Annotated in this window: 16 protein-coding genes; 8 read left to right on the top strand and 8 right to left on the bottom strand. The window is 67.9% G+C overall.

All coding sequences use genetic code 11. The annotated features are described in order from the left end of the window. Positions 1-142: 142 nt before the first annotated feature. Positions 143-1360, bottom strand: a complete 1218-nt coding sequence (locus OXK16_04830; GenBank protein ID MDE0375272.1) for a threonine synthase — start codon at positions 1358-1360, stop codon at positions 143-145. Between the two features lie 392 nt (positions 1361-1752). Between OXK16_04830 and OXK16_04825 the strand changes: the two genes are divergently transcribed. From OXK16_04825 to OXK16_04815, 3 genes are read left to right on the top strand one after another with little or no spacing between them, the layout of a single operon-like run. Next, the gene (locus tag OXK16_04825; protein ID MDE0375271.1) at positions 1753-2586 is read left to right on the top strand and encodes an ABC transporter permease; all 834 of its coding nucleotides are present in this window, start codon (positions 1753-1755) and stop codon (positions 2584-2586) included. Beyond that, on the top strand, positions 2583-3338 hold the full coding sequence (locus tag OXK16_04820) for an ABC transporter ATP-binding protein (protein MDE0375270.1): 756 nt from the start codon (positions 2583-2585) through the stop codon (positions 3336-3338). Before OXK16_04825 ends, OXK16_04820 begins: the two co-directional genes overlap by 4 nt. A 29-nt stretch (positions 3339-3367) precedes the next feature. Next, positions 3368-3511, top strand: coding sequence for a hypothetical protein (locus OXK16_04815; protein MDE0375269.1), 144 nt, complete (start codon positions 3368-3370; stop codon positions 3509-3511). 10 nt (positions 3512-3521) lie between these two features. Here OXK16_04815 and OXK16_04810 read toward each other — a convergent pair whose 3' ends face one another. Next, complete coding sequence (locus tag OXK16_04810; protein ID MDE0375268.1) at positions 3522-4520, bottom strand: lysylphosphatidylglycerol synthase domain-containing protein; 999 nt, start codon at positions 4518-4520, stop codon at positions 3522-3524. Between the two features lie 255 nt (positions 4521-4775). On the opposite strand from OXK16_04810, the gene OXK16_04805 reads away from it, so the two are divergent. Then, positions 4776-6296 (top strand): glycosyltransferase family 39 protein, encoded by a 1521-nt coding sequence (locus OXK16_04805; GenBank protein ID MDE0375267.1) that lies wholly within the window; start codon positions 4776-4778, stop codon positions 6294-6296. Positions 6297-6351: 55 nt separating this feature from the next. On the opposite strand, the gene OXK16_04800 is transcribed toward OXK16_04805, so the two are convergent. Continuing rightward, on the bottom strand, positions 6352-7920 hold the full coding sequence (locus tag OXK16_04800) for a hypothetical protein (protein MDE0375266.1): 1569 nt from the start codon (positions 7918-7920) through the stop codon (positions 6352-6354). Positions 7921-8040: 120 nt separating this feature from the next. Here OXK16_04800 and OXK16_04795 point away from each other — a divergent pair, with 120 nt between their 5' ends. Then, a complete protein-coding gene (locus OXK16_04795) occupies positions 8041-8766 on the top strand; it encodes a glycosyltransferase family 2 protein (protein ID MDE0375265.1) in 726 nt (241 codons plus the stop codon). A 60-nt stretch (positions 8767-8826) separates the two neighbouring features. Here the strand turns inward: OXK16_04795 and OXK16_04790 are convergent, their stop codons facing one another. The 4 genes from OXK16_04790 to OXK16_04775 form a co-directional block, all read right to left on the bottom strand. Next, on the bottom strand, positions 8827-9981 hold the full coding sequence (locus tag OXK16_04790) for a UDP-N-acetylglucosamine 2-epimerase (GenBank protein ID MDE0375264.1): 1155 nt from the start codon (positions 9979-9981) through the stop codon (positions 8827-8829). Next, positions 9978-10952, bottom strand: coding sequence for a hypothetical protein (locus OXK16_04785; GenBank protein MDE0375263.1), 975 nt, complete (start codon positions 10950-10952; stop codon positions 9978-9980). Before OXK16_04785 ends, OXK16_04790 begins: the two co-directional genes overlap by 4 nt. Before the next feature lie 150 nt (positions 10953-11102). Then, a complete protein-coding gene (locus OXK16_04780) occupies positions 11103-12272 on the bottom strand; it encodes a polysaccharide pyruvyl transferase family protein (GenBank protein ID MDE0375262.1) in 1170 nt (389 codons plus the stop codon). Positions 12273-12858: 586 nt separating this feature from the next. Then, positions 12859-15804, bottom strand: a complete 2946-nt coding sequence (locus OXK16_04775; GenBank protein ID MDE0375261.1) for a glycosyltransferase — start codon at positions 15802-15804, stop codon at positions 12859-12861. A 399-nt stretch (positions 15805-16203) separates the two neighbouring features. Between OXK16_04775 and OXK16_04770 the strand changes: the two genes are divergently transcribed. Beyond that, positions 16204-18234 carry an S-layer homology domain-containing protein gene (locus OXK16_04770; GenBank protein ID MDE0375260.1) on the top strand — a complete coding sequence of 677 codons (2031 nt, stop codon included), beginning with the start codon at positions 16204-16206 and terminating at the stop codon, positions 18232-18234. On the opposite strand, the gene OXK16_04765 is transcribed toward OXK16_04770, so the two are convergent. Continuing rightward, complete coding sequence (locus tag OXK16_04765) at positions 18181-19209, bottom strand: glycosyltransferase family 2 protein (protein MDE0375259.1); 1029 nt, start codon at positions 19207-19209, stop codon at positions 18181-18183. The genes OXK16_04770 and OXK16_04765 overlap by 54 nt on opposite strands. A gap of 104 nt (positions 19210-19313) precedes the next feature. Here OXK16_04765 and OXK16_04760 point away from each other — a divergent pair, with 104 nt between their 5' ends. Together OXK16_04760 and OXK16_04755 are read left to right on the top strand one after the other, a co-directional pair. After that, positions 19314-20102: a hypothetical protein gene (locus tag OXK16_04760; GenBank protein MDE0375258.1), complete on the top strand. Its 789-nt coding sequence runs from the start codon at positions 19314-19316 to the stop codon at positions 20100-20102. Positions 20103-20152: 50 nt separating this feature from the next. After that, positions 20153-21610: a leucyl aminopeptidase gene (locus tag OXK16_04755; protein MDE0375257.1), complete on the top strand. Its 1458-nt coding sequence runs from the start codon at positions 20153-20155 to the stop codon at positions 21608-21610. Positions 21611-21899: the final 289 nt, after the last annotated feature.

The following is a 21899-nucleotide window of genomic DNA, read 5'->3' as shown; positions in this document are numbered from 1 at the left end:
ACCGGCAGTGACGTGGGGTCGGTGGGCGCGTAGACGCGGTGAGTGTCTCTGATCCGGGACCACAGCTGTGAACGAAGAGGCTGACGGCCTCGCCGATGCCGGACTATCGACAAGACTCCATCTCAGTCGCGTTCGCCCTATCTCATGTGGCCAGCATGCCCGGCCCTTCGATCTGAGACAGAAGAGGCAGGGGGTCGGACCCGATGGCCTCGACGTACTTCTGCGCCGCGCCGGTGTTGAATATCACGATCCGCTCGTCGGGGTGGATCGCCTCCTCGGCGACGAGCAGCTCGAGCACTCCGAGACAGGCACCGGCCTCGGGGGCAAACGCGATGCCTTCCAGGGCGGCGCCCCTCCGCGCCCAAGAGAGGAGTGATTCCTCCGGACATGCTCGGGCCTGACCGCCGGACTCGTTGACGGCATCGATGATCATGAAGTCGCCGACCGCGGCCGGCACCCGCAGCCCGCTCGCGGCGGTGGTCGCGTCGGGAAACGGCTCCGCGAACCGCTCGCCCGCGGCCCACGCCGTGCTGATCGGCGCGCACCCGTCGGACTGGCACGAGATCATGCGAGGACGGCGGTCGTCGGCAAGCCACCCCATCTCGATCAACTCGGCGAAGGCCTTCCACATGCCGATGAGCCCCGTGCCACCGCCCGTCGGGTAGAGGATCACGTCGGGGAGGGACCAGCCGAACTGCTCGGCGAGCTCGAGGCCCATGGTCTTCTTGCCCTCGATCCGGTACGGCTCCTTGAGGGTCGACATGTCGAACCAACCCATCTCGGCTGTCCCCTCGCGCACGACGGCGCCGCAGTCGGTGATCAGGCCGTCAACCAAGTAGGCCCGGGCCCCGTAGTAGGCAGCCTCGTGCTGGTTGACGATCGGGGTGTCGGCGGGCATGAAGACAAACGCCTCCATGCCAACTCGGGCTGCGTAGGCGGCCATCGCACCGCCCGCATTGCCGGCCGTCGGGATGGCCACCCGTTTGACCCCGAGCTCGTTGGCCCGGCTGATCGCCACGGCGAGACCCCGGCTCTTGAACGAGCCGGTGGGGAGTTGGGATTCGTCCTTCACCCACAGGTCGTTCAGTCCGAGCGCAGCACCGAGCCGCTCGCACTTGAGCAGCGGTGTCATGCCCTCGCCGAGCGACGCGATCTTGGACTCGTCCTCGACGGGTAGGAGTTCCTTGTAGCGCCACATGGTCGGCGCCCGACCGGCGACCGCCTCGGGGGTCGTGTTCGCGCGGACGGCTTCGAGGTCGTAGCGGACCCAGAGCGGCCGACCCTCGTGAAGAGTCTGGAGCTCGTCGTGGGGCAGGTGGGTGCCGTCGATGGCAGCCTCGAGGTGGGTTACGTAGCTCACCGGCTTTCTCCTTGCGCTAGTGGGCGTTCGTGGGCGGGGTCGAACATGGGCTCCGCCCGCACCACTGCGGGGAGCGCACGCCGATCACGTCGATGGCCGGCTCTGTGCCGGGTTCGGCGTGCTCGGGGATAACTTAGCCCATGGCGATGTCGGTCTTCATCGTTGATGTACTCCAGTGATCGTCTCGTTCGGCCTCGTGCCGAAGTATTGCGTCCACGCGATCGAGCAGACTCCGAGTGCTCCTTCGCATGGTGTGCCGGCACTCCAGATCACTGTGACAATCCTGCGTACCAAATGCTCCGTGCGGTTCACGAGTTCGACGACGAGGCTGTGTCGCGATCCATCGATCCGAATACGGCTCGTTAGGGAGTGGGACCGTAGAATCGGCTCCAGTGTCCACAGTAACGGCCGATCAGGTCCCCAGCCTCTCCGGGTGGCGTAACTACGTCCGGAACCTGTGGCGCTGGCGCGAGTTCGGGTGGTTCCTGGCCTTGGGCAACCTCAAGGCCCGCAACGCCTCCACCTCCCTGGGGTTGGTCTGGTGGATGCTGAACCCCCTGATCATGGCCGCCGTCTACTTCCTGGTGTTCGGTCTGATCCTGGACGGGCGGCGCGGCGAGCCACAGTTCATCGCCTGGCTCCTGTCCGGCGTGTTCATCTTCAACTACACCGCCACCGCCATGACCTCGGGCGCCAACAGCATTCTCGCCAATCGGCGCCTCCTGGTGAACATCCGCTTCCCGCGCCTGATCCTGCCGATCTCCGCCATCATCGAGACCGGGGTCGGTTTCCTGATGTCGATCGCCGTGTATTACGTCATCGTCTGGCCGGCTGACGGCGTGTGGCCCGGCATCACCCTGCTGTGGCTACCGGTCGCCGTCGCCCTCCACACGGTCTTCAACCTGGGGCTGGCCGGCTGGACCGCTCGCCTCGCCATCCCGTTCCGGGACATCAACAACCTGATCCCGCACCTGACCAGGCTGTGGCTGTACCTGTCCCCGATCATCTGGCCCCTGACCTTCCTGCGGGATCGCGGTGGTCTGGTGGAGGACCTGGCGGTGCTGAACCCGATGTACGGGATCCTCTCGTTCTACCGGATGGTGCTCATGGGCAGGGACCTGGACACTGCTGCCTTCGTCCTGGCGTTGCTGTGGACGCTGGTGCTCGGCGGGGGCGGCATCCTCAGCTTCGTGCGGCACGAGGGCAACATGGTGCGGCACCTGTGACGGCAGCGCGGTCAGGACAGGCCATCCGGGTCAGGGGGGTAGGGGTGCGGTACCGCGCCTATCTCGACCGTGCCTCGACCTGGCGGCGGGTCGTGGCCCGGCGCAGGCTCCGGCAGACCACCACGGTGGTGGCTCTCGACGAAGTCTCCTTCGAGGTGGAGTGGGGAGAGACCATGGGCCTGGTGGGCGACAACGGCGCCGGCAAGAGCACGCTCCTGCGGGTGATTGCCCGGACCATGCGACCCGACGCGGGCTCGGTGGTGGTGAACGGTGAGACCTCCACACTCCTCCAACTCGGGGCGGGTTTCAACCATGAACTCTCGGGACGGCGTAACGTCTACCTGAGCGGCCTGGCCCACGGCCTGGCCCGGGTCGAGGTGTCCCGGCTGTTCGACGACATCGTGGAATATGCCGGGCTGGGCGAGGCCATCGACCGCCCGATCAAGTCCTACTCGTCGGGCATGGTGTCCCGGCTGGCCTTCTCGATCTCCATCCACCTGGCCCCCGACATCCTGCTGCTGGACGAGGTACTGGCGGTCGGCGACGCCGGCTTCCGGAAGAAGAGCCAGGCGGCGATGACACAACTGCTCGGGCAGGGTGGCGCGGTGATGGTGGCCAGCCACGGGCTCAGGGGTATGGCCGAAGTGTGCGATCGGGTGCTGTGGCTGGAGCGGGGGAGGGTACGGGATCTGGGACCCGCCGAAGCGGTGATCGAGGCCTACGGCCGTGCCTCCCCGTCGGCGCCCCGGTGAGACCCGGCCACCGTCAAGGCGCAAGGAGGGTGGTCAAGAACACCCGGCCGGCCCCGGGCGCCGGCCGGCTCCCGGTGGTGGGCAGCGGGCCAGCCCGCCCTGCCGAGCATCCGTGGCGCAACCACACCGAGCGGCCCGACGGAATGAGGGTGAACGTGGTGGTGACCCGCTAGGAGCCGTCCGTCATCGCGGCGTTCCCGGAGGATCCTGACCGGGATCGTCGAACGCTCCGGATCCCGGACGCGTCTCCTGGGGCTCTGGCTCCCGAAGCGCTTGCCGTGTGGTGATGATCTCGGCGGTCGCGGTCGATATCAGGTCACGCGCCAGGAGGACCAGCCGGTAGCCGCCCAGCACCACCACGGTCCGGGCCATCCCCTCGGCCTGGAGCACGGTGGCCATGGTCAGTTCGAACACGCCGATCCCCTGGGGCGCGAATGGCGCCAGGAACCCGATCCCCCAGGTGAGGAGGAACCCACCGACGACCAACAGGGTGCGGAACTCGTCAGCAGCCGGAAAGGCGCGCAGGTACAGCAGGAACGTCACCGCCGACCATCCCCAGAACACCACGTTGATCCCGATCAACCGGATGTACCCGCGCCAATCGAGGGAGAACTCGATGCCCCGACGGGCGGCCAGCCAGGCCATTACCCGGCCTCCTCCACCCGGCGCCGTGGCCACGATCAGGGCTGCGGCGACGAACACCATCCACGCGGCGCCTCCCGGGATGCCGCCCGAGAGACCGAGGACGGCCAGCCCGCTCATGAGCACCACGGTCAGGCTGGTGGCCATCTCGAGGATGGCGGTGGCGCTGAGCGGTCCCACGGGCAGGCCGGCGTTGCGCAGCAGGGTGACCCTCCCGACGGCGAACCAGACCGCTCCGGGCACGTACCGCGCCAGGAGCGAGCGCGACGTCGCCACGGTGGCCTTGGAGAAGAGGCGTGGAGTGCCGAGGCCGTGTCCCTGGATGCGCAGGCCCACCGTCCAGAACCAGGCGCCTATGAGGATCAGGAAAAAGCTGGAGGCCAGCGAGGCCACGATCAGCCCGGGGCGCGCATCGCCGAGCAGGGCTAGCACCTCGTCCGACTCCGTCCTCGCCACCCAGCCGATCAGGACCGCCAGACCGGCCAGGTAGGCGATGCGGAGGACCTTGAGCAGCCGGGCCGGCGCCGGGGTCTCGCTCACGGGATCAGCTCGTCGAGCACTCGGTCGTCCTCGGCCGGGCGGGCCCGGAGCGCTTCTCCGGCGCCGTGTCGGACTCGGCCAAGAGACGGCCGGCCTCGTCGAGAACCGGGAGGACGATGCTGATGTCCACGGGTGAGTCGGGCTGCACGATCCCGGAGTTTGCCCGTCCGAGCGTGTCGCGGCAAGCCGGACGCCGTCAGGCGGTCGTGAGCCACGGGCCCATGAACCATCCGGCGCAGTCCTAGGCTGCGGCGGGTGCGCACCCTTGCCTTCATCCGCCGTCTCGACCGAGGCTCGCGGGTGGCGGTGGCGGGTGGTGGGGTACTCGTTGCGATCCTGGCGGTGGGGTGGTGGGAGCTGCTGTTCCTGCCCTTGGGAGCGAGTCATGACGGCCGGATCAATGCCCGGTTCGGCCTGCACGTCCGCAACCTGGTGGAGGGCGGCCTGGCGGGATCGGACTACCTGGCGTCCATGGTCCCCTTCTCGGAGCAACCGTACGTCCACCATCCACCATTGCTGAACGTGATGCACGCGCTGGTCGGCTGGTTCCTCGGCCAGGGCGAATGGCAGCTACGCCTGATCGGCTATCTGGCCGGGCTGGTGACTGTGGTGGGCCTGCTGTGGCTGGCCCGCAGGCTCGAGCTGGGCGCCGGAGCGACGGTCCTGGCCGTGGCGCTGGTGGCCGGCACCCCCATGTTCTGGATCTACGCCCGGCTGGGTCTAGGCGTGTCGCTCATGGTCATCCTGCTCGGGCTCTGGATCGGGCATCTGGGGCCATCGGGCACCGGGCCTGCTCGCCTCCCCGGATCCGGCGGGCCGGCCGGCCGCGACTCCTCCCTCGTGGTTCTGGCCGTCGTGGCGGGTGCGGTGGCGTTCTCCTCGTGGACGGGTGCGTTGCTGGTGGCGGTGCTGGCCGGATGGGGATTCCTCCACCTCGGGTCCCGCCGTATCGCCCGGTTGGTCGCCGGTACGGGCGCGGTGATGGTGCTGCTGACGCTGGTATGGGCGTTTACGGTCGGGGATGCGGCGGAACTGGCCGCCCATGCCGCCGACCGCCGCCAATGGCCTCCCTGGGGCGCTCTGGTGGAGAACTATCGCTGGTTCTACGGCACGCTGTACCCCGGCTGGTTCCGGTGGCTGATCCTTCCGGCCCTCGCCGCCGCCGTGGTCGACCGCCGCACCAGGATGGCCTCGGGAGCGATCATGATCGCCCTCGGGGTCTGGACGCTGGCCACCCCTGACGCCGCCTTCATCCATGACTACTGGACCTACCCGCTCCTCGTGCCCGTCCTGCTCGGCCTCGCGGTCATCCTGGACCGGCTAGTGGTCTGTTGTCTCGCAGACAGACCACTAGGTACCGGCAAGCCGGGCATCGGGAGCCGGATCGGGTGGAAGAACCCGGCGCGGGTACTGGGAGTGGCGGGCCTGGTCCTCCTGGCGGTGCTCGGATTCCGGGGCCTGGCTCCGTACCGGCAGGCCTACTTCGACGCTCCTTCGGATGCCGGCGGGCTGATCAGGTCGGTGGGGCCGGCGCCCGGCCAGGAGGTGGCGTGGGTGGCCAAAGGAGTCGATCCCCTCGCTATCTGGGTGAGCTACTACTGGGACCTGCCGGTCGCCGAGGTACCGCTGGGTGGCGACGGCATCGGATCGGCGAGCGGCACCGACCTGGTGCTGGTCCCGGTGGACCGGATACCGGTGCCGCTCAAAGAAGGTGTGCAGCCCGTGGCCGAGCAGGGCCGCTACGCGTTGTTCAGCGCGGCATCCCTCACTCGATAGGGGCGAAGGCCAGGGCCCGGCGAGGGAATACGAACCCCAGCCGGTGGATTCGGCGTCACTGCGGCAGCAGCCGGGAGGCGGAGATGATCAGGAAGTCGTTGTGAGAGGCGAGCGGGTCGCTCAACGCTCCCTCCGGGAAGAAGTCGGGCACCCTATCCGCTCTGAGAACCACCACATCGGACTCGTCCAGGTCGCCGAGATTGTCCTCGTTGAGGCGTATCACCCGTATGTCCAGGTGGTAAGAGATCCAGGTAGCGCTGGTCACCGGGGGTACAGCCCATGCCAGCTCCGTGCCCGGTAGGTTCCCCACCTGCTCCAGCACGGTTCCCGCGTCGGCGGGGTCGGTGATGTAGCGCTGCCGTGTCGAGCCGCCGACCACGGCGGCCAGAGTGGCGGCGATGACCACGGCCGCAAGCACAGCAGGCAGCGGTCGCCAGCGGCGGGGGAAGGACCGGCGGATCCAGTCGGCGAGAGCCGCGAAGCCGATGGTCACCGGCGCCAGCCACGGGAAGTTCCACAGCCTGTGCACCCAGGCCCCCTGCTGAACCCCGAACGTCAGCGCCGCAGCGACCGAGAGCGTTATGGCAGCGGGTACCCGTGTGCGCCGGTCGATCAGCCCGGCGAGGAGGCACGGCACCAGAAGAACGCGTAGCCACACAGGCACGAGCATCTCCTCGTTGGCGAAGCGCCACTGTCGCGCCAGGAACTCGCCGAAGGTGAAACCGAGCGACCCGTTGGCTCCTCCCCTCTGGTTGCTGGTGCGTATGGCCACCTGGGTCGCGAGATCCTCGACTCCGGCGCCGTTGAGCATCCACAGCGCTGTGACGCCGGCGCCCAGGGCCGTGCCCGCGGCGACCGCCGCGAGCAATCGCTGCCGGCGCCCCGACAACCGGCGCCACGACAACCACTGCACGGGCAGCCTCCGCTGCGGTGCGGTGACGGCCGCGCCGACGCTCTGCTGGGAGCCATCTGAAGGCGTCTCACCACCGTCGTCCCGGCGGGCGGCGAGCAGCCACAGCACCACCAGCACCATGGCGGCTATCCCGATCCAGGATTGCATCGCGGCCAGCGCCGCGAATCCGGCCACGAGGAGCGTGTCTCGACCGCGCGGTTCGGTCCTGCGCAGCGCCCACGACACCGCCGCGATGGCGGCTAGCAGCAGCGAGAAGCTGACGCTGATCCGCCCGAAAACGTAGTAGAAGCCAGTGCTCGCCATTGCCGCCACGGCCAGCAAGGTCGGTCCCCAAGCCAGGCCTCGGCCGCGAAGCAGCGACGCCATGAACGCCACCGTGGCCGCGCCGACCAGCAGGCCAGGCACCCGGAGTGCCGCGGTGCTGTCTCCGAGAATGCCCGTCGACACCACCGCCATGAACACCTGGAGAGGCGGATGATGGGCGTATCTGACGGCGACGGGAGGTGCGTCGGCTCTGGGGGCTACGTCGTACACGGGTCTGACGTACGGCTCGATCACCGCGCCAAAGTACGAGTCCACGGCGCCCAGGTCCCAGAAGTTGCGCGCGTGAAGGCCAGCCAGGCCCAGTATGCGGCCGTCGTCGCTGTTGCCGAATGGCAGGCCGAGATCGGGCAGCCAGACAGCCACGAGGGCAGCCGCAATCAGTGCCACGACAGTCCAACCGGACGAGAGGCGTGTTGCCAGGAGTCTGATGGCCGCTCTCAACTCGGGCCCTCCCCGGCGGTCAACCGGGGCGACCCTAACAGGCTGGGGAATGCTAGGCTACGCCGCGTGAGTGCCTCAGACGGGTGCCTATCGGTGGTAATGCCCTGCTACAACGAGGTCGCTACCATCGACGAGATCGTCTCCAGGGTGCTTGCCAGTCCCTTCACCGGTGAGTTGATAGTGGTCGACGACGGTTCGACCGACGGAACGCAGGACCGGCTGTCCCAATACGAAGACCCTCGTGTCACGGTCTTGCGACATCCCGAGAACCGCGGCAAGGGTGCCGCGGTGCGGCTGGGTTTCGGCGAGGCAAGTTGCGAATTCGTGGTGATCCAGGACGCCGACCTCGAGTACGACCCCGGTGACTGGGACGCGCTGATGGCGCCCCTGGTGCGCGGGGACGCCGACGTGGTGTACGGAGTCCGCATGCAGGAGGGCCCGTCGCATAGGGTGCCGTACTTCTGGCACATGGTCGCCAACCGAGTGCTGACCCTGCTGTCGAACATGCTCACCGGCGTGCGCCTGTCAGACATGGCGACCTGCTACAAGGCGTTCCGCCTCGAGGTCATACGATCCTTCGACCTGCGCGAGAACCGCTTCGGGATTGACACGGAGATCACGGCGAAGGTGGCGGCCGGCGGTTGGCGCATCTGGGAGACCGGGGTCTCCTATACGAGCCGGAACTACGCCGAAGGCAAGAAGATCACATGGAAGGACGGCATCGCCGCCTTCGTGTGCATCGTTCGCTACGGGATCTCCGTACGTGTCCGCAAACTCGGGAGGCGCGCCTGACCGGGCCGCTCCGACGCTTCGCGGGTTGGGCGATCCGACCCGCCCCCGGCTCCGGCAGCCTCAGCCGTTCCCGTGATCGCCTCGGCCGTCCACCCATTCGGCCAGAACTTCGAGAATTTCCTGAGACGGGCTCGACTCCGGCAGCCGGGGATCCCGTCGCCAGCGTTCGGGGTCTGCCAGGAACGCCTCCACCGCCGCGGGGTCATAGCGGCTCAGCATGGCATTCTCACCGAGGCCGTCGGGTCGGTCGGTCCGGTTTCGCCACAGCAGCACAGGTACGCCCAGAAGAGCGCACTCCTCCTGGATGGAGCCGCCGTCGGTGATGGCGAACGGTGCCCGTGCGAGCGCCCTGACGAACTCGTCGTACGGGACCATCGGCACAAGCTCCACGCCGGAGGCTTCCAGGCCCGCTTGACCTGCCGATCCGAGCGCCCGCCGGGTGGGCTCGTGCACGTACCAACGCACCGGGGTCGTCTGCACCAGCCGCGTGATCGTCTGTACCAGCGCCTGTCTCCGCTGCCGCCGGTACAGGTTCTCCACTCGGTGCATGGTCACCACGGCAGGGCGTGTCCGGCGTGGATATTCGCCCGGGCGAGTGCCTCCCGACATGCCGGTCGTAGACGGCGTCGCACCTGCGGCGCCGGGCGCCAGGGCATCGCGGAGCGCATCGCTGACCGTGTTGGAGGATCCGGTGATGATCCGCCCTCTCACGCCGCGCTTGCGCAGCTCCTCGGCTGCCGTGTCGTCAGGCGCGAAGAGCAGGTCGGCGAGCCGGTCGACGGCAACCCGGATGATCTCCTCCGGAAAGGGGTGCAGCCACCGATGGCTGCGAAGGCCCGCCTCCACATGCGCCAGTGCCAGCCCGGCGCGCTTCGCCATGAGCGCGCCGATCAGCGTCGTCGGCGTGTCGCCGTGAACCACGCAGATCCCCCGGCGCCCGCCGAAGACGGTTCGATCGAGCCGCCGGGGCAGCACCAGCTTGCGACCGAGTCCTGCCGCCCACCACAGAGCCGCAGCCACCGAGTTGACGCTGCGCGTGCCTCCCATGGCGAAGTCGGGCTCCCGCAAGCCCAGTTCAGCCCGGAACGACTCCGACCGGTCGGCGTGCTGGCCGGAGTCGATCAGCCGGTAGGGGAGGGCGGCTGCCTCCATGCGCCACATCAGCGGCGCCATCTTGATGTACTCGGCTCGGGTGCCGACGAAGACGTGGATCACGGCTCGGTGCTCTCCAACCGCTTCACCCGACCCTCCTCGACCGTCATGCGCCTCGCGGAGAGGAGCTCGGAAGCGGCCGCGGCCAGCAGGTCGCGCAGCAGCAACACCAGCCTGAAGCCGAATATCAATATGCCGAGAGCCAGGGGATCGGTTGCACCGAGCAGTGACGGGAGGGTCACCTCCACCACGCCGATTCCATGGGGCGCGATCACAGAGAGGAAACGCAGCCCTCCCCAGGTGAGCACGAAGGCACCGGCGAGGCGCGCCGTCCCGAACCCGTCGGCGGACTCGAATGCGCGCATGTACAGGCAGAACACGGCGGCTGCGCAGGTCCAGTAGCAGGCCGATGCCGTGATCATGTGCAGGTAGCCCGGCCATGTGAACCCGCTGACCGGGGCCAGGCTGTCCAGGCCGCGTCGCCGAGCCACCGCCGCGACGGCACGTCCCGCCACCGATGGCGAGGCGGCCACGATCACCCCGACCGCGGCGACGATCGGGATTGCCAGGCCTCCGGGCAGCCCGCCGGCCCAGCCGAGCAGTATCAGGCCATAAGCCACCGAGACGGCGAGGCTCACCGACATCTCGAGCGCAGCGGTAATGGCTAGAGGCGGCCCCGGAATGCCGCGGCGCCGCATCAGAGCCACGCGGCTGATGGCGAACGTGACCATGAGCGGCACGTACCTGGCCGGAAGGGAACGAGCCGCGGTGACGGTCAGATCGAGGAAGAGCGGACGCCGGCCGAGTATGCGCAGGCTTACGAGCCAGAAGTAGGCACTCAGTCCTATCAGCAGGAACCCTGCCGCGAACGACGCCGCCACGAGCAGATGCCTTGCGCCCGCGAGGTCTCGGAGAAGGTCGGCCACTTCGTCCGGGCGCGCCAGCACCAGCACGGGCACGGCGGCCGCGAGCAGGGCGAGGTATGCAATCCTCAGCCACTTCAGAAGGCGTCGCTGCCACGGGCGGCCTGTCATCTGGCTAGCAGCAAGATACCCGCGGGTAGTTGCGACGCCGGGCCGGGACAGGAGCCGCCGGGTTTGGCGCGTCTCATTCGAGCGGCCGGGGCGACGGGTCGGAGGGGCTGCCGAGACTGGCTCAACTTGACTCGACGCTCCGTCAGCAGGTCACTGGATCAGATCGAGCAGATCGTCGAGCGCGGCGTCGTTGACCTTCAGGCGCGCACGCAGCAGGCCACGCGCCTCGGCTGTCCGGTGCGACTTGGCCTGAGCGTCGTCAGCCGCGCCAATCAGCTTGTGGGGCTCGAAGCGCCCGGCGTCTAGCGGAGCCAGGTCGACGAGCGAAGCCCAGCCTCCGCCTTCGGCGGCGAGCGATCTCATTTTCGGAGAGTAGTCCAGGAGCACCGCCGCCTGATCGTTGAGCAGGGCTGCGATAGCGCCGTGATAGCGCATGGTGACCACCAAGCGACTCTGGGCGACCTCGGCCAGCACGTTGCCGACGTTCGGGATGACCAGCTCAGTGTCCGTTCTCATCCTCTGTCGCAGCGCCACGAGCATGGGGGTGTCCTGGCTGGGCTGAAACGGCAGCAGGCGTAGCGTCATGCCGCTCCGCTTGGCCAGCGCGTCCAGCGAGAGCGCGAGCTGCCCTATCCATGGCTGCCAGGACGTGCGGGTCTTCGCCGCAGCGGTGCGGATGCCTCGCCGATTCGGCGGGCGCAGGATCACGCAGATACTGTCCTCGGAATCGCTCCGAGAGAGCGTCGAGTCCGGCGGTCGGGTCGCACCCGCCCGGCTCGAAACGAGCGCGGCGTTCCCGGCGAGCACCGGGTCGGCGCCGATCGCCACGTCGGGCACACCCCAGCCGCTCAGGCGCTGAGCGGAGGCGGCGTCTCTCGTCACGACGTGACAGGCCCGGCGCATCTCCGAGACCGCCAGCCGCCGGTCGCCGGCGCCCCGGACGTGTCCCACTCCCAGGCCGATGGCTGCGACCACGGCCCGCCCTCGTCGGCGGGTGCCCGACGCCGACCGCCTGAAGGCGCGAAGGCGTGACATGTGAAACCACATGTTCCACGGTGACGTCTCCGACTGCACCACGCCTCCGGAGAGGACCATGGCGTCCGACCGGCGCAGCGACCGGCGCAGCGCCGCGCTGCCAAAGGGCGAGCGGTGACGCACTGCCTCGACGCCATGGACGGCGGCAGTCCGCTCGGGATCGGTCGACACCGCTACCGGTTCCACCCCCCGGGCGCGCAGGGCGGCGGTCATGCAACTCAGGATCATCTCATCTCCCAGGTTGTCCGACCCGTACCAGCCGGAAAGGGCGATCCTCAGGGCCATAGCAAGTGTGCGGGCGTGACCGTTGCCGACGGGGCTTGCCGGTGAAGTCGAGGCTGATGTGCTAGCGCGATACGGCTCGCTCCTTGGTGCGGACTACGTACCAGCCGTCGGGGTACTTGAGAACTTGACAGTGATCTGACCCGGATGTTGGTTACGTCCAGGCTCAAGGTCTGGAGTTCCCCCTGTGGGCTGGACACTCGGTTTGTGCGGCCGTGTGATGGTAGTAGTTGTCCTCCCATTCGTGTGGGGCTTGATGAATCGCCCCGGGTTCCCGGTGACTCTCATGGCGATATTTCCTTTGGTACGGATCATTAGGTGCTATTGGAGGCGGTTGAACACCCGGTCTAGAACTCCGTTATCGGCTCAGCGATTCATGCGGGTGTACACGGTGTCCAGTTACCAAGATGCTCGGGCAGCGGGCACCATTTGCAGTCCTATTCGGCTAAGTCCAGGATGCCAGGGGGTCTGGCTCGAAGATCTTGACTTGCTTGCTGTGTGGGAGCAGTTACAGCAAATGTGTATTGGTCATACAATGATTCTATATGTTAATAGTATCACGCCCGCAGCCGGACAGAGGGAACATGCCCTAGATCACTCCCGCGAATGCGAGGTCGCAGCCTTCGCGCACCTCGTCCGCCTGCTTGAGAAAGTAGGTGTCCCTCGCCTGCCAGGTGTGGCCCTGGTTGTGGCGGACGAGCATGTAACCCCTGCCGTGAGTCCGGTACGCCCTCCGCCCGCTTATCAGCACGTCCTCGATCAGGGCGCGGTCGACGCCGGCAGGCACCTCCCGCCAACCGAGGAGGGCGTCCAGATCATGCCGTGCAATCATCATCGCGCCACCGGCCAGGCTGGCCGATCTGCGCTCCGATCGGTTCCTGAAGCGTTGGATGGTGCGGTCTGACTCCTCGAGGTAGACGTACTCGGCGGCCTTCCCGACCAGGCAGTCCATGGAGTACTCGTGGGCCAGCACCAGGTCCCACAAGTGTTCGGGCCCGTAGAAGTCGTCATCGTCGAACTTCGTGAGCAGCCTGCCTGTGGACTCGGCCACCGCCGCGTTGAGAACAGCCCCCAGTGGGACGTGGCCGGGCACGGGAACCACCCGGCACGGGCGGTCGATGGAGCCGACTATCTCCTCGACTACGGCGGGGTCGAAGCCCTCGCCATGCAAAGCCAGCACCAGCTCGACCTCCGGGTAGGTCTGGCCGGCTGCCGATTCGACCGAGGCGGCCAGCCGGTGGGGCCGCTTGGTGGCGAGGAGTACGGTGACCAGCGGTAGCGGAGGCCCGCGGTGATCCGTTCCGGCGAGAACCTGCCGTGCCCGGGCTCGCAGCGAATGGTCCCGCAGGGCACCGCGTCGCATGGCGATGCTCAGGGTTTCCCGCTGGTGGGAGCTCGCCCCTGCCACCAGTTCATCGGTCATGAGGGAGTAGAGCTCGGTCCCGAGGTAGGAGCCCAGTTGAGCGTCGGGTTCCGGGAGGCGTACCACGACGCCCGTTGCCGCCAGGGCCGCGAGCGTGGCTGCCCGAGAAGCGACGCCGTCGTGGATGTCGGCGGAGTCCCTGACGTGGTGGGCCCGGCTCAGCCTTCGGAGACGATCCGGATCCAGGCTGCGGACGTGTCTGGGACCGAGGATCGCAGGGGACGAGCCGTGGCTGTAGTTCCAACCGCGAGGGTTGAACTTCTCGGCGTCGAAGGCGGGCACGGAAGCCGACGGGTCGAGTTCGGAGAGCACTACCACCGTATCCAATTGGATGCCCTGACCCTGCTGGGATGTGTCGGTGACCGCAACCTGGGTGGACGCGCCGACGGCCTTTCCGATCCGGGACGCGGTGGAGAAGACCGCCGAGGCCACGGGTCCAACCGTGATCATCTCCGGGCCGAGCCGGTAGTGGGCCTGCTGACCTCGCCGGAGTCTCACGCCGGCCTCGCCCAGCCTCTTCTTCGTTATGACAGTGACGCTCCGCATCGCCCAGCCGTGGAACTGCCGGGCGTCGTCGAGACTGCGAATCCCGGATGCCTCCCGCCAAACCGCCTTCATGATGTTGAGACATCGGCGGATGTTGCGACTGGCGAAGTGCTGCAGCTTGACCAGACGGCGCGCAGTGCGGCGCAAGAACCAGCGTCCCGATCCGATCCCACGGGCCACCGATGATCTCTTTTCGGGGCCTGGCCGTGCGCTCACGACTCCGGTCTCATCCGGATCGAGCGGCTTGACAGCCTCGCATTCGGCAACGGTCAACCCGCGACGGGCTGCCCGGTGCAGTACCCAGGAGCGCACGATGCTGATCCCGGACGCGTAATCGATCGGGTTGGTGGACGCGGCCGGGCTGGAGCCCAGTTGTCCGCGCAGCAGTTCCACCGCGTCGGAGTTGACCTCGGCCTCAGCGGGGATGGTGATGTGGAACGAGGCTGCCGGGATCGTCTCGGCGGCGCCTCCCGGGCTTCCGAACCGCACGCGGGGGTCGCCGGCCAGCAGTCGTCTGAGCATCTCATGCTCCCGGGTGCGGGAGGAAGCGCCTCCGGCCGGCTCCTCGATCCACACGACCAGATCGTGAACACTCCCGGCCAGCAACTGCTCTACCGTCTCTAGACGGGCTATCTCGCGGGACGCGCCGGCGCGCACGGTCACTACATACTGCGGTACGGAGAAGCTACGGCCCGGAACGGCGCGTCTGAAGCCGTGATGGGCGATGAGCTGGGATATCTTGGCTCTCTGCAACTCCAGGCTGGCGGATTCGGCTTCGCTGGGCGTCGAGCCCTCTCCCTGGTGCCAGCACAGGGCCTTCCGGGCGGGGACCAGCACACCACCCCGGGTGTAGGCGCGGTAGCCGAACTCAGTGTCCTCCGCGCCCCACTGCGTGAAGCTCTCGTCATAGCCCCCCACGGCCTCATAGAACTCTCGCGAGACACCGAGATTGCCACCCGTCACGATCCGGAATAGGTCATCGTCGTCCGAGGTGAGGTCGTTGGTCCGCGACATGTGGAACTCGATCCACTGCGGTCGTTGCGACTCCCGGTCGGCGAACAGATCGCCCAGAGAGCCGGACCGGCGCCGCACGGTGGCCGCGTCGATGCCGGTCACGTCGACGTGGGCTCTGAAGCCGAGTGTGAGGACATCGGAGGCGGCATGGTGCCAGCGGGAGTGCTCGAGGAGCCAGTCCGACTCCGGCAGCATGTCACAGTCGAGGAACACCAGGATGTCGTGGGCGGCCGCCCGGGCGCCCGTGTTGCGTGCTCGGGCCAATCCGAAGCCCAGGTCTTCCTGGTGGACCACCCGCACCTCCAGGGGGCTGCTCTCGGGCGGTTCCAGGGGAATGCGTGAGCCGTCATCGACGATCAATACCTCGAATAGATGCCGCGGGTAGCTCTGGCCCTCCAGCGCCGCCAGGGTCAACTCCAGCGACTCGGGGGCTTCGTAGTAGGTGACGATCACGCTCACCGCCAGCGTGGGTACGAATGTGCCGGTGGGACTGGTATCAAGGGCCGCCCAGTCGTTGCCGCGTACGTCGGCCGGGGGGACTGGAGGACTCATCCGACCTTTCGGTGTGCCATCAACACCCATGAGCCGCGGCAAGGGAGAACCACAGGGTGGCCGGGCCTGCATCAAGGGCGAACACGGAGCCGCCAAGATAGCAGCAGACTCGTAACACGATCGATGTTGCAGGAGCCATGACATGTCTCGACCGTTCCCGGGCTCGAGACCGGCGGGCGCTCACCCCGGCCATCGCGCCATACCTGTGGCCGGCGATGTCGCCCATCTCGCCTGCCCTCCCAAACCTTCAACATCATCGAATTCCGTCCTACACTGGCCGGCGTGGTCAGAAGGGCATTGCTACTAGGAGCGTGCCGAAAAGTGTCCAGTCGGCCCGCTAGTTCCCAACAAAACCCCAGGTCGAGGAGTCGCGGGCCGACCACCCCTGTCTTATTCAGCATGCTCCTGGTGCTGGTGGCCGTCATCGGGCTGGCGCTCCAGGCAGCGGCCCAGGAGAGGACCTTCACCTTCGAGGGCTCGGGCTGGGGCCACGGCGTGGGCATGGGCCAGTGGGGGGCTCGCGGCCAGGCTTTGGCGGACCCCGGGAAGCGTGGCGAGGACATCGCCGCGTACTACTACACCGGCTCGAGTCCCGCCGATCTGTCCGATCTCGACCTGCCGAGCGACCTGCTGACCACGCTGGACAACCCGCTCTGGATCAATATCGCCTCCCAGATCACCCTCCTGGAGTTCACCCCGGTCGGCGGGCCGCTGGATCTCTGCCTGGCAGATGACGGTGAAGGGCCCTGTCCCAAGCCGGAGCAGCCGCAGGAGGGGGAGCGCTGGGAGTTCCGCCGGATCGATGCAGGGGAGTGCGGGTTCTTCATGGCGGGCGAACTCCAGGGGACCACCGGGGATTGCCGGGCTTCGATCTCGTGGCCCGAAGCGGACGGGATCCAGCTTCGATACGGCGAGGACCGGAGGAAGCCCTGCGTGGTGAGGGACTCGGAATGCGAGTACCGCCATGGCGCTATCAAGCTGCGGGACGATCCGGTCGAGGTCGGCTTTCATGTGCTGCTGACCCTCGGCCTCGAGGACTATGTACGCGGTATCGCCGAGATCTTCCCCTTCTGGAAGGAGCCCGGGGTCAACGAGGCCCAGGCGGTGGCGGCCCGTACGTACGCGGCCTTCAAGTTCCTGGCCCAGGAGGTGAACGACCGTCCGGCGGATCCCGATGCGGATCCGGGGATCGGCGCCTCCCGCAAGGACTCGTGCTGGTGCCACCTGTATGACAACACCCGCGATCAGGTGTACGCGGGATGGTGGCGGGAGGACGGCGCCGACCAAGCAGCCTGGGTGGACGCGGTGGCCGCCACGGAGGGCCGGGTGCTCACCTACTTCGGGCAGGGGTGGGAGCGCTTCACCAAGGGCGGCATCATCCAGGCGTTCTACTCCACCTCGACCGGGGGAGTCACCAACAGCAACCGCTACGGCTTCTTCACCGAGTGGGACGGGCGGCTGACGTCGGTGACCCAGTGGCCATACCTGCTACCGGTGGAAGACCCCTGGGACCTCGATCCGAGCCTGGGCAACCCGGTCGCCTCGTGGCGCACCACCATCCCGGCGTCCAAGATCGCCGACCAGCTGGGCTGGGACGAGGTGACCGATGCCCGGCTGGTGTCGGGTCCCACCACCACCAGCCCCTCCCGGGTGCGGTTCGACGGGTGGGACGGAGCAAGCGAGGTCTCGACAACGGTCGCCGGCGGCTGGCTCCGCTACGGGCTCGGCCTCAGGTCGTCGGTCGTCCGGGCCATCGACGACCGGCCGGCGCCGCCCACCGAGGAGCCCGTGACCCCGGGCCAGGGTCTCGACGAGGAGGGGCAGGCGCCCGAACAGGACGAGATACTCTTCGACGAGCTACCCCCGTTCCAGGACATCGCCGGCCACACTCATGAGCCGGCAATAGACACCCTCCGGCGGGCCGGGATCGCGGAGGGTTGCGATCATTACAGCCTCTACTTCTGCCCGAATGACCAGGCCAACCGGCTGGAGGTAGCGGTCCTGCTGGCGAGGGCCGCCCGGCTCCCGATGCCCGAGGAGCCCTATCGCCTCAACTTCGCGGACGTCCCCGACTCCTTCCCGCACTCGAGAGAGATATATGCGTTGGCCGAGGCCGGGATCACGGTCGGATGCGCTACCAACCGGTTCTGTCCGGACGGTCCCCTCACCCGGGGAGAGATGGCCACGTTCCTGATGAGGGCGCTGGACCTGGCGCCGCTCGACTCGTTTGACGGCCGCAGGTTCGATGATGTTCCCGCCGCCAGTACCCACAGCGGGGCCATCCACGCCATTGCCGCTGAAGGTATCACTGTCGGCTGCACCGAGACCTCGTTCTGCCCCGACAAGCCCCTTAACCGGGGCGAGATGGCCACCTTGCTAGCTCGGGCCTTCTTCTGGGGCGGCTCGACGCCTTCCGGCGGGAACGAATAGGAAGCCGATCCCCCACGCCAGATGCATGGCCGGCATCACGGCCGGGAGGAGCCAAGCGGCCCGATCCCGGCGCCTGATCGTCTCCGAGAGCGTGGTGATCGCGATCAGCATCCCGTAGCCGGCCGGCGGTATCCACCAGAGCGGCACGCCGATCCCGGCGCTGATCGCAGCGCCGATCAACCCGATGACCAGCACAGGCGCAGCTAACTGCCGCGCGGCGAGCGCGCCCGGATTGCGCGTCAGCATCACCCGTTTCCATCTGCCGTAGTCGAGATACTGCCTCCAAAGGGCGCGGAGGCTGGAACGGGGTCGGTAGGTGACCGCCAGCCGCGGGTCGAACCAGACGAGCTTCCCGGACTTCCGGAGCCGGTGGTTGAGCTCGAAGTCCTGGTTGCGAACCAGGGTGGGGTCGAAACCCCCCACCTCATCGAGGGCTTGCCGGGGGAACACCCCCAGATACACGGTATCCGCCGGCCCGGCCACCGAGGAGTGCCTGAACCGGGCGGTACCGGCCGCGGCCGGCGAGTTCAGGGCGATGGCTATCGCCCGTTGGAGTCCCGTGGTGCCCACGGCGTCCTGCCGCCCGCCCACGTTGGCCGCTCCGGTCTCCTCCAGCAGCCCGACCGCCACCCGCACGTAGTCGGGGGCGAATTCGGCATGCCCGTCACACCGCACCAGGACCTGGCCCCCGGCCGCTCCGATGGCCCGGTTGAGACCTGAACCCACCCCTAGTTCGGGGTTGTCGACCAATTTCAGGCGGGAGTCCGCCGCGGCGCTCCTTTGCAGGATGGCGAGGGTCCCATCGGTGCTCCGCCCGTCTGCGACCACCACCTCGAAGGGGCCTTCATAGTCCTGGTCGAAGACGGCCTGCAGGGTGGTCTCGATGTGCGCGGCCTCGTTGCGTACCGCCATAACCACAGAGACGCGGGGCAACTCGGACAGGCGAACCTCCTTCTGGGCGGGGAGCGTACCCAAGATTCCAGTTGGCCCCGATGCCGGCAACCCCGGGTCGCTACATCGGGGACCGGCATCGGAGGTCCATTTCCGTCTCTTTCAGCACCGGGGATGATTGTCGCAGGGTGCCGGTTCGTATACTGGCCGCGCACCCCGGACTGATCGACGGCGCTCCCACGCCTGCGGTTTCTCGGATGGTGGACGGTAGACCGGATACGGAGGCCATGTTCGGGTCGGAGTTGGCATTCAGTCCCGAGGTGGTCCTGGCGATGTGGGCGGCAGGCGTGGCCGGTTCCGGTGCGGCCGTGGCCTACTGGCGTATCGTCGGGCCGGGTTTCCTTTGGCTGACCGTCGCCACCGTGGTGCTCGTCGGCGGGGGGGCCTGGTACTTCGATCAGGGCGTCCTGGCGGCGGTGGCCATGCTGGTGGGCGCGGGCGCCGCGCTCGTGGCCCGGAATCGTTGGGCGGCCACCATCGCCCTGGGCTCGTCATCCTTGTTGTTCCTGGTCGGGGCATCGGTGGTAGGCCTGCCCCTTCCCGCCATCACGGGAACCGCCGCGCTGGGTGGGATAACAGGGGAGATGCTGCTCGGGCACTGGTTCCTGGTGAGTCCGAGGATGCCCCGGTGGCCACTCCGCGCTCTGGCGGTGATCGGCGGCGCGGCGATCCTCCTCGACTGGCTGGTGCACGTGGTGCCGGGTGTTCCGCCGGCGGCCTCGACGGGGCCACTGATCGCGTCGGTGGCGCTGGCGGCCACCAGCGTCCTGCTCATGGCCGCCGTCTGGTTCGCCCTCGGCTACCCGTCGTACCCGGGGGTGATGGCGGCGACCGGTCTCAGCTACCTGGCGGTCCTGACCTCACTCGGTTCGGTGATACTCGTCCGGGCGCTGGCAGCTGGTGTTCCACCCCTTTGACCCTGCGGAATCAGGGCTAGCATCCGCGTACGGAAGACTGGAGTCTTAGTTTGGATATCGAGTTCGTTGAATCGCAAGACGACGCGGCGTCGCGCGCCGGCGTACTAGGTCTCGCCGCCGGGCCCGGCCTCGTCTGGCAGGGCGATGTTGAGGGCTACGTCGCGTCGCTGGGCGCCGGCTTCGAGCGGGCACTCGAGCGGGCGGGGTTCAAGGGGAAGGCCGGCCAGAGTTGCTCCTACGACACCGGGTCGGAGAATCCGCACACGGTGGTGGCGCTGGGTGTCGGCGAGGCCCCGGACGCGGACACCCTCCGCAGGGCCGCCGGGACACTCGGGCGCAAGGCTTCGAAGGAGGCTTCGGTAGCCACCACGCTGGCCCTCGGGGGGAAGGCGGCGCCCGTGGTGGAGGGGTTTCTGCTCTCGCAGTATTCGTACGACCGTTTCAGGAGCAAGCCGGAGCCCGCCCGGACCGACTCCCTCCTGCTGATGGGCACCGGGGAGAAGATCGACTGCGAAGCTGGGACGGCGGTTGCCGAAGCGGTCAGCTGGGCGCGTGATCTGGTCAACACGCCGGCTCGGGACAAGGCGCCCCGCGAGATCCAACGCCGCGTGGCGGAGCTGGTGGCGGGCCTCGACCTGCGCCTCGAGACTCGTGACGTGCCGGACCTCGAGGAGGGCGGCTTCGGAGGGTTGCTGGGCGTGGCGGCCGGTTCGGACCGGGATCCTTGCCTCGTGGAGTTGTGGTACGAGCCGGAGGGCTCCGAGACGTTCGTCGCGCTGGTGGGCAAGGGAATCACCTTCGACTCGGGCGGCCTCAGCATCAAGCCGGCTCAGGCCATGGAGACGATGAAGACCGACATGTCGGGGGCGGCCGCGGTGATCGGCGCCATGGCTGCCATCGCCCGGCTGCGGCTACCCGTGAGGGTGCTGGGTCTGGCGCCGCTCACCGACAACATGCCCGGACCCCTCGCAACCAAGCCGGGCGACGTGCTCACCACCCGCAACGGCAAGACCATCGAGGTGCTCAACACGGATGCCGAGGGACGGTTGATCCTGGCCGATGCCCTCGCCTACGCGGTCGAGCACGGGCCGGATCTGATGGTGGACCTGGCCACCTTGACAGGTGCGTGCAAGGTGGCGCTCGGTGACACCATCGCCGGAGTGATGGGCAACGACGACTCGCTGATCGACCGGATCGAAAGGGCAGGTGAGCAGGCGGGGGAAAGTGTGTGGCACCTTCCGCTTCCCGAGGAGTACCGCCGCGAGCTCGACACTCCCATGGCCGACATGAAGAACATCGGCGGCCGCTGGGGTGGCGCGCTGACGGCCGCGTTGCTGTTGGCGGAGTTCGTGGGAGACGTTCCTTGGGCGCATCTCGACATCGCCGGTCCTGCCCGCTGGACCCGCGACGAGCACTACCAGACGAAGGGGGGTTCGGGCTTCGGGGTTCGAACCCTGGTCGAGTTGGTGGCGAACCTGGCGGAGCAGGGCTTCGGCACGACGGAATGAGTCTCTGCCCGGGAGAGTCGGTGGTGGCGCTGCCCGCTCGGCGCGCAACCTGCCGGCGACCGGAGACCTTCCTAGTGGTCTGTCTGTGAAACAACCGGGTGTTCTGGCGGTCATCGGTGTCCCGTCGCTGCGTTCCGCTTCCTCTACGTACCGCTGCGGGTACGCCTTCGTCAGCGGGCCTTGCGAGGAACACCGCTGCCGACGCCGTACCACACCGCCATCCCGCAGACAGACGCGATAGTGGTCTGTCTGCGGAACAACCGGGTGTTCTGGCGGTCATCGGTGTCCC

Source organism: bacterium (assembly GCA_028821235.1).
GTDB lineage: Bacteria > Actinomycetota > Acidimicrobiia > Spongiisociales > Spongiisociaceae > Spongiisocius.
The sequence above is the reverse complement of the archived record's forward strand: the minus strand, read 5'-3'. Positions and strand labels throughout refer to the sequence as shown.